The organism is Microbacterium xanthum (assembly GCF_034531355.1).
GTDB lineage: Bacteria > Actinomycetota > Actinomycetes > Actinomycetales > Microbacteriaceae > Microbacterium > Microbacterium xanthum.
On the sequence record NZ_JAWHUE010000002.1, the window covers coordinates 712819 to 726359 of the forward strand.

The 13541-nt window shown below is 69.6% G+C and carries 14 protein-coding genes; 7 read left to right on the plus strand and 7 right to left on the minus strand.

Annotation, left to right across the window (positions count from 1 at the left end; translation table 11 throughout):
- Window positions 1–2: 2 nt before the first annotated feature.
- A complete protein-coding gene (locus tag RZO50_RS08815; RefSeq protein WP_322599339.1) occupies window positions 3–440 on the minus strand; it encodes an Rv3235 family protein in 438 nt (145 codons plus the stop codon).
- 125 nt (window positions 441–565) lie between these two features.
- Here RZO50_RS08815 and RZO50_RS08820 point away from each other — a divergent pair, with 125 nt between their 5' ends.
- The gene (locus RZO50_RS08820) at window positions 566–1165 is read left to right on the plus strand and encodes a hypothetical protein (protein WP_322599340.1); all 600 of its coding nucleotides are present in this window, start codon (window positions 566–568) and stop codon (window positions 1163–1165) included.
- A gap of 7 nt (window positions 1166–1172) precedes the next feature.
- On the opposite strand, the gene RZO50_RS08825 is transcribed toward RZO50_RS08820, so the two are convergent.
- The gene (locus tag RZO50_RS08825) at window positions 1173–1454 is read right to left on the minus strand and encodes a helix-turn-helix domain-containing protein (protein WP_322599341.1); all 282 of its coding nucleotides are present in this window, start codon (window positions 1452–1454) and stop codon (window positions 1173–1175) included.
- Between the two features lie 101 nt (window positions 1455–1555).
- Here RZO50_RS08825 and RZO50_RS08830 point away from each other — a divergent pair, with 101 nt between their 5' ends.
- The 3 genes from RZO50_RS08830 to RZO50_RS08840 are packed head-to-tail and all read left to right on the plus strand — an operon-like array spanning window position 1556 to window position 4953.
- A complete protein-coding gene (locus tag RZO50_RS08830; protein ID WP_322599342.1) occupies window positions 1556–2182 on the plus strand; it encodes an SAF domain-containing protein in 627 nt (208 codons plus the stop codon).
- Window positions 2179–3459: an AAA family ATPase gene (locus tag RZO50_RS08835; RefSeq protein ID WP_322599343.1), complete on the plus strand. Its 1281-nt coding sequence runs from the start codon at window positions 2179–2181 to the stop codon at window positions 3457–3459. The genes RZO50_RS08830 and RZO50_RS08835 overlap by 4 nt, the downstream gene beginning before the upstream one ends.
- A 9-nt stretch (window positions 3460–3468) precedes the next feature.
- Window positions 3469–4953 (plus strand): sensor histidine kinase, encoded by a 1485-nt coding sequence (locus RZO50_RS08840; RefSeq protein WP_322599344.1) that lies wholly within the window; start codon window positions 3469–3471, stop codon window positions 4951–4953.
- 25 nt (window positions 4954–4978) lie between these two features.
- Here the strand turns inward: RZO50_RS08840 and RZO50_RS08845 are convergent, their stop codons facing one another.
- Entirely contained in the window at window positions 4979–5227 is a 249-nt protein-coding gene (locus RZO50_RS08845) for a WhiB family transcriptional regulator (protein ID WP_036295594.1), read from the minus strand.
- 274 nt (window positions 5228–5501) lie between these two features.
- On the opposite strand from RZO50_RS08845, the gene RZO50_RS08850 reads away from it, so the two are divergent.
- Window positions 5502–5903 carry a histidine kinase gene (locus tag RZO50_RS08850; protein ID WP_322599345.1) on the plus strand — a complete coding sequence of 134 codons (402 nt, stop codon included), beginning with the start codon at window positions 5502–5504 and terminating at the stop codon, window positions 5901–5903.
- A gap of 5 nt (window positions 5904–5908) precedes the next feature.
- On the opposite strand, the gene bcp is transcribed toward RZO50_RS08850, so the two are convergent.
- The 3 genes from bcp to aroA are packed head-to-tail and all read right to left on the minus strand — an operon-like array spanning window position 5909 to window position 8810.
- Window positions 5909–6382, minus strand: a complete 474-nt coding sequence (gene bcp, locus RZO50_RS08855) for a thioredoxin-dependent thiol peroxidase (RefSeq protein ID WP_322599346.1) — start codon at window positions 6380–6382, stop codon at window positions 5909–5911.
- An 18-nt stretch (window positions 6383–6400) separates the two neighbouring features.
- The gene (rsgA, locus tag RZO50_RS08860; RefSeq protein ID WP_322599347.1) at window positions 6401–7447 is read right to left on the minus strand and encodes a ribosome small subunit-dependent GTPase A; all 1047 of its coding nucleotides are present in this window, start codon (window positions 7445–7447) and stop codon (window positions 6401–6403) included.
- Between the two features lie 13 nt (window positions 7448–7460).
- Window positions 7461–8810: a 3-phosphoshikimate 1-carboxyvinyltransferase gene (aroA, locus tag RZO50_RS08865; RefSeq protein WP_322599348.1), complete on the minus strand. Its 1350-nt coding sequence runs from the start codon at window positions 8808–8810 to the stop codon at window positions 7461–7463.
- A 36-nt stretch (window positions 8811–8846) separates the two neighbouring features.
- On the opposite strand from aroA, the gene RZO50_RS08870 reads away from it, so the two are divergent.
- Window positions 8847–9530: a sigma-70 family RNA polymerase sigma factor gene (locus tag RZO50_RS08870; RefSeq protein WP_416211583.1), complete on the plus strand. Its 684-nt coding sequence runs from the start codon at window positions 8847–8849 to the stop codon at window positions 9528–9530.
- Window positions 9527–9769, plus strand: coding sequence for a zf-HC2 domain-containing protein (locus RZO50_RS08875; protein ID WP_322599350.1), 243 nt, complete (start codon window positions 9527–9529; stop codon window positions 9767–9769). The genes RZO50_RS08870 and RZO50_RS08875 overlap by 4 nt, the downstream gene beginning before the upstream one ends.
- 81 nt (window positions 9770–9850) lie before the next feature.
- Here RZO50_RS08875 and RZO50_RS08880 read toward each other — a convergent pair whose 3' ends face one another.
- A complete protein-coding gene (locus RZO50_RS08880) occupies window positions 9851–13522 on the minus strand; it encodes a multifunctional oxoglutarate decarboxylase/oxoglutarate dehydrogenase thiamine pyrophosphate-binding subunit/dihydrolipoyllysine-residue succinyltransferase subunit (RefSeq protein ID WP_322599351.1) in 3672 nt (1223 codons plus the stop codon).
- Between the last annotated feature and the right edge of the window lie 19 nt (window positions 13523–13541).

Here is a 13541-nt window from a genome sequence, read left to right on the forward strand (position 1 = left end):
GCTCAGAGCAGCGCGAGGGATGTCGCCCGCCAGCGACCGTCCATGCCTTCCAGGCGGATGGCGATCGCACGCGTGCGCGCCGGTCCGCGGACGACGACCACGCCCTCGACGGCGCCGTCTGCCGGTGAGGAATGCCGCACCGACAGGACGCTGTGCACCGGGCGGGAGGCCGGCACGCCGCGGGCACTGCGCGCCCGCGTGGCGAGGTTCGCGCGGGTCAGGAGAACCCGGAAGACGTCCTCGGTCATCCAGCGGGCGAGTTGTTCGATCTCGCGGACGCCCGACATCACCTCGAGCACGCCGACGCTGAGATTCCGCAGCAGTTGGGTGGGTTCGGGCAGTTCGGAGGTGGACGTCGGTTGCGGCGCGAAATACTCCGACACCGCCGTCGCGGTCCACGGTGCGCCGGCGCGTGCGGCGCCCGAACGGTTCTGAGCCATGGCCCCCTGCTCTCCTGTCGGTCGATCTGCCAGCAGTAGAGCACACAGCCGATGTTCAGGAATGGGCAGGAGGGGCGTTGTGGATAACTTCTCATCGAACCCTCATTTCGCCGTAGAGTCCCCACGTGCGATGGGATCGTTTCTTCGACGACCTCGAAGATCAGCTCGCCTCCGAGTGGGAGGCCGAGCGTGCGGCGCTCGATACCGAGGCGGAGCGGCTGCGGCTGTCCCGTGTCGGGCTGCGGGTTCGGCTACGCTCCCTCGCCGTGCAGGACGCCCGGATCGCCCTGGAGCTGGCCGATGGGATCCGCCTTCGCGCGACCCTCGGCGGCGTCGGCGCCGACTGGGTCTCCGCTGTTCCGGTGGACGGGGTCGGCGCGGCGCTGATCCCCATTGAGGCGATCGTCGAGGTCGCCGCCCCGCAGGCCGATCTGCTGCGCTCAGCCCAGCCTGCGGAGGCGGAGTCGCCGCTGGCGGCGCGTAGGACCTTCGGGTTCGCCGTGCGCGACCTGGTGCGCCGACGGGTCCGGGTCGCCGTGCATCTCGTGTCGGGCCGGATGCTCCACGGCACGATCGATCGGGCGGGAGCGGATCACCTCGACCTCGCGCTCCACGACGTCGGCGCCGCGAGACGGAACCGGGAGGTGTCCGGGTATCGTCTGGTTCCCTACCGGAGCATCGTGCGCGTCCAGGTCGACGCGGCGGGCGAGCTGCGCGGACCCTGACGGCGGCTCAGTCGGGGTTCCGCACCGCGCCGGTGCCCCAGAGCTCGGGGAAGCTCGCCGCGTTCGATTGACGCCACAGGGCCATTCGCCGCGCCTCCTCGGCCTGGTCGTCGAGGTACGAGGCGACGCTCGCCTCGTCGACGCGCCACCGCGCGGGTGAGCCGACGCGCATTCCGACGAGTCGTCCCTCTTCGATGAGAGAGATGACCTCACCCACATCGATGCCGAGGAGATCGGCCACTTGCGCGGGCGCGAGCAGCCGGGGGCCGGCGGCAGGCGTGTCGGGCATGCCCCCATTATCGACCCCGGGGCGGCGACAGCAGGGGGTGGGTCGTGCGTGTTGTGGATAACCTCCGTGCCGACATCGGGACCTGCGTCACGATGGACGGCATGAGCAGCTCCGCTTCCGCCCGGGCACGCCGGGCGCCGTGGGTCGATGTGCGGTTCCTCCTCGGCATCGTCCTCGTGGTCGCGTCGATCGTCGGCGTCTGGTTCGTCGTCTCGGCCGCACGGCAGACGACCCCGGCCATCGCGGCCGCACGCACGCTCATCCCGGGCGACGTCATCGCGGCCACCGATGTGCGGGTCGTCGAGGTCGCCCTCGGGGCGCTCGGTGAGTCGTACCTGCGCCCGGACGACCTCGCCATCGGGGCGATCGCCACCCGCACCGTCGCCGCGGGCGAACTCGTCCCGTACGACGCCGTGGGCGCGGGCGAGGATTCCGCGACGACCGTCGTGGTGCTGCACAGCTCGACCGATGTGCCCGCGTCCGTCGACACGGGATCGGTCGTGGAGGTCTGGGCGGCTCCCCTTCTCGAGCGTGGTGTCCATGACACCCCGAGCATCCTCGTCCCGGATGCGACCGTCGTCTCCGTCGCCCGGGACGAAGCGGTGGTGGGCCGCGACGAGGTCGCCCTGGAGGTGGTCATCCCGCGTGCGGATGTCTCGGCGGTGTTGACGGCGATGTCGGACGAGTCCGCGTTGTCGGTGGTGCCGACGGTGGGCGGCGACCGATGAGAGCCCTGGTCGCCGTCGACGGCGCACGCGACGCCTATGCGGACCAACTGCGCGACGAGGGGGTGGATGTGGTTGCGGTCGTCTCCGCCGACACCCCGGCGCTCGCCGCCGCCGACGCCGCGTTCGGCCATGAGGGGGACACCTTCTTCCGTGCGCTCCGTGAGGTGGATGTTCTCCTGCTCCGCACGCGTCGTTCCACCCTCACCGAGGCGGTTGTCGCCCTGTGCGATCGCGGCGGCGTGCGGATCGTCGCGCTCGTGGGGGAGGAGGACGACGAACGCATCGCCGAGTCCTTCGGACTTCTCACCACCATCCCGCTGTCGGGTGGTCCGCCCGCGGTTGCAGACCTCGTCCCGGCCTACGACGCGTCACCCGCATCGACCCCGCCGCGTTCCCGCGATGCTCCGCACACGATCGTCGTGTGGGGTCCGCACGGGGCGCCGGGGCGTTCCACCATCGCGATCGAGCTGGCGGTCGAACTCGCCCGCGGTGACCGCCGCGTCGGCCTCATCGACGCCGATTCGCACGCCCCGTCCCTCGCCCCGGCGCTCGGCCTGGCCGACGAGGGACCTGGTTTCGCGGCCGCCTGCCGTCAGGCCGCGCACGGCACGCTCGACGCGCGCGAGCTGACCCGGATCTCCCTGCCCCTGGAGCGCACGGGCGTCGATGTCCTCCCCGGCATCAATCGGCCGAGTCGGTGGCCAGAGCTTGCCGAGACCCGCGTGGAGGCGACCCTCGCGGCGTGCCGGGCGTGGGTGGATCACACGGTCGTGGATGTGGCGGCACCGCTCGAGCAGGACGAAGAGATCATGAGCGACCTCGACGCACCGCGCCGCAACGGCGCGACCCTCGCGGCGCTGCGGACGGCCGACCTCGTCGTGGCGGTCGCAGCCGCCGACCCGATCGGCATCGCCCGCTACCTCCGCGGGCACACCGAACTGAGAGCCATCGTCGGGGCGACTCCCATCCTCACGATCGCGAATCGACTGCGACCCGGCGCACTCGGCATCGACGCGCGCGGCCAGGTGCGGCGGACGTTGGACCGGTTCGGGGGTGTCGTCGACGTCCGCTTCCTCCCCGCCGACGGACGTTCGACCGATGCGGCCCTCCTGGCCGCGCGTCCGATCGCGCTCGCCGCACCGCGCTCGCCGCTGGTGGCGGGGATCCGTCGCTTCGTCGGCGAAGCGGTCCTCCCGCCCCGGACGAGCGTTCCGGAGACCGCATCGAGGCTTCGGCGGTCTCGGCGCCGGCTCCGTTCCGTGGGGGCGACCTCGTAGGCTGGAGGTGTGTCGACCCTCAGCGATCTCGTCTACTCCCAGGGCCTCTCCGACGACGACGACGTCGAATGGCTGCATCGTCTCGCCGGCGACGGTCAGTTGCTGGCGGACCTCGCTTTCGCCGACATCGTGATCTGGGTCCCCACGGCCGACGACTCGTTCGTCGCGGTCGCTCACGCACGCCCGAGCGGGGCGGCCACGCTGTTCTACCGGGACATCGTCGGCGACCGCGTCCGACCCCAGTGGCGCACGCAGGTTCGCGACGCGTACCGCACGGGGGAGATCGTCGACTCGGCCTCGCCGGACTGGTTCGAGGAGACGCCGACCCGCGTGCGGGCGGTGCCGATCGTCCGTACCCGTGAGAACGGCTCCACGGCGATCGGGGTCCTGACCCGGCACACCAACCTCGGGGAAGCCCGAACGCCCTCGCGGCAGCAGATCACCTTCAACGACTGCGCAGACGAGCTGTTCGGCATGATCTCCTCGGGGGACTTCCCGGACCTGTCCGCGCCGACGGCGCCGCGCCGTGGTGCACCACGCGCCTCGGACGGCCTCGTGCGGCTCGACGTGGACGGCATCGTCACCTTCGCCAGCCCGAACGCGCTGTCCGCCTTCAACCGACTCGGCTTCGACGACGAGCTGGAAGGTGAGCCCCTGGTGGAGGTGACCACGCGCATCATCCCCGAGAAGCGACAGTTCGACGAGTCGCTGCCGCTGGTCGTGACCGGCCGCGCTCCGTGGCGCAGCGACGTGGAGGCACGCGGTGTGACCGTCTCGCTGCGCACCATTCCCCTGCGCGAGCGCGGCAACCGGATCGGCGCCATCGTGCTCTGCCGCGACGTCACGGAGATCCGGCACCAGGAGCAGGAGCTCATCACCAAAGACGCCACCATCCGGGAGATTCACCACCGCGTGAAGAACAACCTGCAGACGGTGGCGTCCCTTCTCCGCATCCAAGCGCGCCGCTCGCACACCGACGAAGCGCGGGACGCCCTGACCCACGCCATGCGGAGGGTTTCGGCGATCGCCGTCGTGCACGACACGCTGTCGGAGGGATTGACGCAGGTCGTCGACTTCGACGAGGTGTTCGATCGCGTGCTCAAACTCGTCGCCGAGGTCGCGGCATCGCCCAGCACCCGGGCGCGCACCCGGAAGTCGGGCCGATTCGGCACCCTTCCCAGCGAATATGCGACGCCGCTGGCGCTGGCCTTGACCGAGCTGGTGACCAACGCGGTGGAGCACGGTCTCGCCGGCCGCGAGGGAGAGGTCGAGATCGTCGCCGAACGCACCGAGGAGACCCTCGAGGTGCGCGTCCGCGACACCGGCGCGGGTCTGCCCGAGGGGCAGGTGGGGCGCGGACTCGGCACGCAGATCGTGCGGACGCTCATCCAGGGGGAGCTCAGCGGATCGATCGATTGGCACACGCTGGTCGGCAGCGGTACCGAGGTGACGATCGAGATCCCGTTGCGCTACATCGGCGGCGCCGGGCTGTGAGCGGCCGGGTCAGCGGCCGACCGGGTCAGCTGGCGCGACGGGCGCGGGCGGCGCGGCGCTTCAGCGCGCGGCGCTCGTCTTCGCTGAGTCCTCCCCAGACGCCCGAATCCTGACCGGACTCGAGGGCGTACTGCAGGCAGATCTCGGTGACGGTGCATCGGGCGCACACGGCCTTGGCCTTCTCGATCTGATCGACCGCGGGGCCGGTGTTGCCGACCGGGAAGAAGAGTTCCGGGTCGACGGTCAAACAGGCGGCCTTGTCACGCCAGTCCATGGTGGTGCTCCTTGCGACGAATGGTGGGGGGAAGTCCCAGAGCCCGGATCGGGTTCCGGTACCCTGTGGAGGGATGCGAGCAAGACGCTCGCCCCACGGCGCTGTGGGAGCACACGGCTCCGAAGATCCTCCCATAGCACACGAGTCGAATCAAGGGTTTACCGACGGGTTTCGCGGAGGTTTCCTTCCGGGGGTGGTCGAACCGCGCCGATGGCGGATCCCCGTGCACACGGAAAAACGCTGACCAGAGCACACGATGGAAGAGGTTCCCCGCATGTCACGCCCCGCAATGAGACCGATCGCCGCCGCCGGTCTCGCCCTCGAGGCGGTCGGCGTGGCGGCTCTCGCCGGTTGGCAGATCGTGGCGCTCAGCAGCGGTGACACGACCTCGACGGTCTCGGCGATCGCGCTCCTGGTCCTCACCGTCATCGGTGCTGTCGGTCTCGCCGCGTTCGCCGTCGCCGCCCAGCGCGGCTCGTCGATGGCCCGCTCGGGAGGCATCGTCGCGCAGCTTCTGGTGCTCGCCGTGGCGCTCGGAGCGGCAACGGGCGAATATGCGCATCCTGCGATCGCGGTGGCCATCGCGGTGCCCGCTGTGACCGAGCTGGTCCTGCTCGTGATCACGGCCGGTCAGGCCGCCCGCGCCGATGCGGAAGCGACCGACGACGGAGCCTGAACCGGTCAGTCGAGACCGAGGAGCGTGCGGACGCGGGCGACGTGCCCGGTGGCTTTGACGTTGTAGAGCGCGTGCTCGAGGGTGCCGTCGGCGCCGATGACGAAGGTGGAACGGATGACGCCTTCGACCTTCTTGCCGTAGTTCATCTTCTCGCCCCACGCGCCATAGGCCTCGTGGACGACCCGGTCCGGATCGCTCAGCAGGTCGTACGTGAGTCCGTCGCGCTCGCGGAACGCGCGGAGCTTCTCCGGCTCGTCGCGTGACACGCCGAACACCCGGTAGCCGGCGGCCTGCAGAGGCGCCGACGAATCCCGGAAGTCGCATGCCTCGGTGGTGCAGCCCGGGGTCATCGCGGCGGGGTAGAAGAAAAGGATCGCCCCCGCACCTCGCAGGTCCGCCAGCGATACGGTGCCGCCATCCTGATCGGGAAGGGTGAAATCGGGGGCGGTGTTTCCGGGCTCGAGGCGCGTCGTCGTCATGTCTCCAGCGTAGGCCGATCAGGTGCGGTCGGCGAAGGTCGCCAGCAGCCGTTGGAGCGAATCGAGTCGCGCGGCGCCACGCGTGCCGAGACGACCTTCGCGGACCGCGTCGACGATGGCGCAATCGGGCGCATCCGGCAGATGCGTGCAGCCGCGGGGGCACTCCCGCGCGACGTCATCGAGATCGCTGAAGCCGCGCAGCAGGTTGGCCGGGTCGACGTGCCCCAGGCCGAACGATCGCACCCCCGGTGTGTCGATGACCCAGCCGGTGCCGAGGTCGCCGCGGTAGCGCAGGCTGACCGTCGAGGAGGAGGTGTGGCGCCCGCGCCCGGTGACTTCGTTGACGTGCCCCGTGGCGCGCCCGGCCGTCGGCACGAGGGCGTTGACGAGGGTCGACTTGCCCACTCCCGAGTGTCCGACGAAAACGGTCGAACGGCCGATGAGCGCCGCGCCGACCTCGGCGACCGGCATGCGTCCGCGTGCGCTGGTGAACACCCGCAGGTCGAGACCGTCGAAGTGCTCCAGGAACCGCCCGGGGTCGGCCAGATCGGTCTTGGTCACGACCATGAGCGGTCGGATGCCGGCGTCCAGCGCGGCGACGAGGTACCGGTCGACGAGGCGCTCGCGCGGCTCGGGGTCGGCGGCTGCCACGACGATGAGCATCTGGTCGGCGTTCGCGACGACGATCCGCTCCACCTGGTCGGTGTCGTCGGCGCTTCGACGCAGCAGCGAGGTGCGCTCTTCGATCCCGACGATACGGGCGAGGGTGCCCTCGGTGCCCGAGGTGTCTCCGACCACGCGTGCGCGGTCACCCGTGACGATGGGGGTACGTCGCAGCTCCCGCGCCCGCGTCGCCGACGCGGTGTGCTCGCGCGGTCCGTCCTCATCGACGAGAACGGTGTATCGCCCCCGATCGACGCCGAGGACGCGACACACCACCGCATCCGCGTGCGCGGGCCGGCGTTTGGTGCGAGGGCGATTCGCCTTCGGGTTGGGGCGGACGCGCACGTCCGTCTCGTCGTAGTCCGGCTCGTCGTCCTCGTCGAGACCGTCCAGCCAGCTCATCGCGCGGCGCCCGTCACGACGCCAGCGATTCGGCGTCGCCGTCGAGCATCGCGCGCCACAGCTGCGGGAACTGGGGAAGGGTCTTGGCGGTCGTGCCGATGTCGTCGACGGTCACGCCGGGGACGGCGAGACCGATCAGAGCGCCGGTGGTGGCCATGCGGTGGTCGTGATGCGCGCGCCACGTTCCGCCGCGGAGCCGTCGGGGCACGATGCGGATGCCGTCCGGAAGCTCGTGCGCCTCGCCGCCGAGGCCGCGCAGTTCGCCGATGAGGGCGGCGATGCGGTCGGTCTCGTGTCCGCGGATGTGCCCGATGCCGTGCAGGACGGTCTCGGTATCGGCGAAAGCGGCAAGACCGAAGATCGTCGGGGCGAGCTCACCGGCTGCCGACAGGTCGAGTTCGACCCCGTGGATACCGGAGCCGGCCGCGACGGTCAGCGCCCCACCGCGCCGGCTCACCCGCGCGCCCATCACCGACAGGATGTCGGTGAGCATCGCCCCCGGCTGGGTCGAGTGCGGCGGCCATCCCTGCACGGTCACCTGACCGCCGGCGACCATTGCGGCGGCGAGGAAGGGGGCGGCATTGGACAGATCGGGTTCGACGGCGATGTCCTTGCCGCGAATCGGACCGGCCGGCACGATCCACTCCCCGACGGAGGGGCGTTCGACGTGGACGCCGCGATGGGCCAGCGCCTCGACGGTCATGTCGATATGCGGCATGCTCGGCAGTCGCTGTCCCGAATGCACGAGGTGGAGACCGACGTCGAACCTCGGCGCGGCCAGCAGCAGGCCGGAGACGAACTGGCTCGACGCGCTCGCGTCGATGGTGATCTCGCCGCCGCGCACGTGCCCGTGTCCGCGCACCGAGAACGGCAACGACCAGCGCCCGCCGTCATCGATGTCCACCCCGACGTCGCGCAGCGCCTTGATCATGGCGCCCATCGGGCGGTGGAGGGCGCTTTCGTGGGCGGTCACGGTGATCTCGCCCGCGGTGAAACCGGCCAGCGGGGTGACGAAGCGCATCACGGTGCCGGCCTGACCGCAGTCGACGACACCGCCGCCCGACAGCGGCCAGCGCGGGGTCACGATCAGGTCGTCGCCGAACGGGCTGTCTCCGGGCTCGGCGTCTATGCCGACGCCGAGCGCGCGGAGGGCGTCGATCATGCGCGCGGAATCGTCGGAGTGCAGCGGTGCGCGCAGGCGGCTGGGGCCGTCGGCGAGGGCGGCGAGCACGAGTTCGCGATTGGTCAGCGACTTCGATCCCGGCACGGACAGGGTCGCTTCCAGGGGCCCGTCTGCGACGGGCGCCTGCCAGGACCCGGCGTCGGCCGGTGTGGACGTGGGGGAATACCCGTCGGCGGTCATCGGTTCCTAGATTACTGAACCCCCGAGAGGAGTCGGATGATCACGACGTTGAGTCGCCCCGCGCCGACGCAGACGGATGTCCCGCGGACCTCCAGCGGGCCGGACGTAGACTTCTCGGTGATGAGCGATCAGGCCGAGACGGTGGAAGACGCCCGCACGCAGTTCGAGGCGCAGGCGCTGCCGTTCATGGACCCGCTGTACGCCGCGGCCATGAGGATGACACGCAACCCCGCGGATGCCGCCGACCTGGTGCAGGAGACCTTCGTGAAGGCCTTCGCCTCGTGGTCGTCGTTCACGCAGGGGACCAATCTGAAGGCGTGGCTGTACCGCATCCTCACCAACACGTACATCAACACCTACCGCAAGAAGCAGCGAGAGCCGTTCCAGGGCACGATCGATGAGCTCGAGGACTGGCAGCTGGGCGGCGCCGAGTCGACGACCGCGACCAGCAGCCGATCGGCGGAAGCCGAGGCGATCGACCACATGCCGGCGTCCGCGGTGAAAGACGCGCTGCAGTCCATTCCGGAGGACTTCCGGATGGCGGTCTACCTCGCGGACGTCGAGGGCTTCGCCTACCAGGAGATCGCCGACATCATGAAGACCCCGATCGGTACGGTCATGAGCCGTCTGCATCGTGGCAGACGGATGCTGCGCGACCTGCTGGCCGAGTATGCACGCGAGCGTGGTTTCGGGACCGCGTCGACGAGGAGTGAGAAATGACCGATTGCGGCTGCGAGAAAGCGCGGCGCGACCTCGAGGAGTACCTTCGCAACGAGGTCTGCAAGACCGAACACGCCGACATCAAGGAACACCTCGAGCACTGCCCTGCGTGCCGGGACGAGGCCCTCGTGGCCACCACACTCACCGATGTCGTGGCGCGCGCATGCAAGGAGACGGCCCCCGAAGAGCTGCGCGACCAGGTGCTGGCGCGCGTGCGGGCGATCCAGGCCGGGCACTGACGACTCCGCCCGTCACGGGCGCAGACGAAGACCGCCGCCCCCACGGGGAGCGGCGGTCTTCGTCTGTCCGTCGTGCGCAGCTCAGCGCAGGGTGAGGGCCTTCTTCACGATCTCCGACTGCTCGCGCGCGTGCACCTTCGGTGAGCCGGTGGCGGTCGAGGCGGCCGCATCGCGCGAGACGCGGCTGATCGTCCGTCCGTCGAGGTACTTCGACAGCTCGAGGGCGATGAAGGGCCACGCGCCCTGGTTCTCCGGCTCGTCCTGCACCCACACGAGCTCCGCGTCGGGGTATGTGGCAAGCACCGAACGCAGCGCCTCAACGGGCGAGGGGTAGAACTGCTCGAGACGCACGAGCGCGATCTCCGGATTGGGGTTCTTGTCGAGTTCGGCGCGCAGGTCCCAGTGGATCTTGCCCGAGTGCAGCAGCACGCGGCGCACGGCACTCTTGTCGATCCCGCGATCGTCGTCCAGAACCGGCTCGAACCGCCCCGACAGGAACGCGTCGACGGGGCTCGTCGCGCCGCGCAGACGCAGCATGGCCTTCGGGGTGAAGACCACCAGCGGGCGCCGCGGCCGCGCATAGGCCTGACGGCGCAGCAGGTGGAAGTACGATGCCGGAGTCGACGGGCGCGCGATGGTCATGTTGTCCTGCGCGCACATCTGCAGGAATCGCTCGATGCGAGCCGACGAGTGGTCCGGCCCCTGACCTTCGTAGCCGTGGGGGAGCAGCAGCACCACGCTCGACTGCTGGCCCCACTTCTGCTCGGCGGAGGAGATGAACTCGTCCACCACCGACTGCGCACCGTTGACGAAGTCGCCGAACTGGGCCTCCCACAGCACGAGGGCTTCTGCGCGCTCGACGGAGTAGCCGTACTCGAATGCCATCGCGGCGTACTCGCTGAGCAACGAGTCGTAGGCGAAGAACTTCCCCTGGCTGTCCGACAGGTTCGTCAGCGGCAGCCACTCCTGGCCGTTCGTGCGATCGTGAAGCACGCTGTGGCGCTGCGCGAACGTGCCACGCCGGGCATCCTGACCGGCCAGGCGCACCGGCGTGCCCTCGACCAGAAGCGAGCCGAAGGCGAGGAGCTCACCGAAGGCCCAGTCGATGCCGCCGTTGCGGCTCATGTCGTGGCGCTTGTCCAGCAGCTGCTGGAGCTTGTTGTGGACGGTGAAGCCCTCGGGCTTGTTGACGAAGCGGTCGCCGATCATGTGGACGACCTCTCGGGAGACCGCGGTCGACTCCGGCTCTCCCACCGATGTGTCCGGGGCCGCGTCGGTGTTGACCACCTCGTTGGAACCGGTCTCGGCGGCGTGCGTCTCGGCGAACGCGACCTCGAGTCGACCCTGGAAGTCCTGCTTGGCCTCCTCGTACTCCTCCTGCGTGATGTCACCGCGGCCGACGAGCGACTCGGTGTACAGGCGGCGGACCGAGCGCTTGGCCTCGATGAGGTTGGTCATCAACGGCTGGGTCATCGAGGGGTCGTCGCCCTCGTTGTGCCCGCGACGGCGATAGCAGACGAGGTCGATGACGACGTCCTTGTGGAACTTCTCGCGGTAGGCGAACGCGAGCTGCGAAACCCGGACGACGGCCTCGGGGTCGTCGCCGTTGACGTGCAGGATCGGCGCCTGGATCGTCTTGGCGACGTCGGTGGCGTAGACCGACGTGCGGCCGTCCTGCGGAACGGTGGTGAAACCGACCTGGTTGTTGACCACCACATGGATGGTCCCGCCCGTGCGGTAACCGCGCAGCTGCGACATCTGCAGCGTCTCGACGACGACGCCCTGGCCCGCGAAGGCGGCATCCCCGTGCACGAGCACCGGGAGCCAGGAGAACGAGCCGATGGGCTTCAGGTCCTGCTTGGCGCGGACGATCCCCTCCAGCACCCCGTCGACGGTCTCGAGGTGCGACGGGTTCGCCGCCAGATACACCGGAAGCTCCTCGCCCCCGTCGGCCACGAACGTGCCGGACGTACCGAGGTGGTACTTCACGTCGCCGGATCCGCTCTTGGACCCGATCGCAACGGATCCCTCGAACTCGCGGAAGACCTGTCCGTAGGTCTTCCCGGCGATGTTGGTGAGCACGTTCAGGCGACCGCGGTGGGCCATGCCGATCGCGGCGCCGTCCAGGCCCGCTTCGGCGGCGCCCTGCAGGATCTCGTCGAGCAGCGGGATGAGCGACTCGCCGCCTTCGAGGCTGAAGCGCTTCTGCCCGACGTACTTGGTCTGCAGGAAGGTCTCGAACGCCTCGGCCTGGTTGAGCTTCTTCAGCACGCGCAACTGTTCGTCGTGCGTCGGCTTCTGGTACTTGACCTCGACGTTCTCCTGGAACCACCGACGCTGCTCGGGGTCCTGGATGTGCATGTACTCCAGGCCGATCGTGCGGCAGTAGGAGTCGCGCAGCACGCCGAGGATGTCGCGGAGCTTCATGACCCGCTTGCCGCCGAATCCGCCGGTGACGAACTCGCGGTCGAGGTCCCAGAACGTCAGTCCGTGCTGCTCGATCTCGAGGTCCGGGTGCGTCCGCTGCATGTACTCGAGCGGGTCGATGTCGGCCATGAGGTGGCCGCGCACGCGGAACGAGTTGATCAGCTCGAGCACACGCGACTGCTTGTCGACGCGCTCGGCCAGATCGACGTTGATGTCGTTGGCCCAGTGGATGGGGGCGTAGGGGATGCGGAGGGCGGCGAAGATGTCGTCGTAGAAGTTCCGCTCGCCGATCAGCAGCTCGTGCACGCGCTTGAGGAACTCACCCGAGCCGGCCCCCTGGATCACGCGGTGATCGTAGGTGCTGGTCAGGGTGATCGTCTTACCGATCGCCAGTTCGTTGAGCGTCTTGGAGGAGGCGCCCTGGAACTCCGCCGGATACTCCAGCGCACCGGCGCCGACGATGCAACCCTGGCCCTTCATCAGGCGCGGCACGGAGTGCACCGTCCCGATGCCGCCCGGGTTGGTGAGCGAGATGGTCGTGCCCTGGAAATCGGCGGCCGTGAGCTTGTTCTTGCGGGCGCGACCGACGAGGTCCTCGTACGAGGCGAGATACTCGCCGAAGGTGAGCGATTCGGCCCGCTTGATCGACGGGACCAGGAGGGCGCGGGTGCCGTCGGGTTTGGGGATGTCGATCGCGATGCCGAGGTTGATGTGCGCCGGTGCCACGACGGACGGCTTGCCGTCCATCTCGGCGTAGAAGACGTTCTGGCTCGGGAACTCCTTCAGCGCCCGGATGATCGCCCAACCGATCAGGTGCGTGAAGCTCACCTTGCCGCCGCGGGTACGCGACATGTGGTTGTTGATCACGATGCGGTTGTCGATCATGAGCTTCGCCGGGATCGTCCGGACGCTCGTGGCCGTCGGAACCGTGAGCGACTCGTCCATGTTGGCGGCGAGAGCCTTGGGCATGCCGCGCAACGCGGTGACGGTGTCCTCTTCGGTCGACTCCTCCGCCGAGGAGGGGACGACCTTCGGCGCCTGGGCCGGGATCGGCTGGGCCGCCGCGGGCTTGGCGGTCGTCCGCGCAACCGGCGGAGCGCCGATCACGGGCACCGGCGCGGTCACCGGATGCGCGATGGGAGCGGACGCCTCCGCCGCCGGGACGTCGCCCTTCACCGGGTTGTACTCCTCGAGGATGGGCCACCACGCTTTGTCCACGGAGTTCTTGTCGACTTTGTACTGTTCGTACAGCTCGTCGACGAGCCATTCATTGGCCCCGAACTCCCCTTCGCTCGAAACCCCGACGCCGGTCACCTGGCTCGACACGCCTTATCGCCCGCTTTCG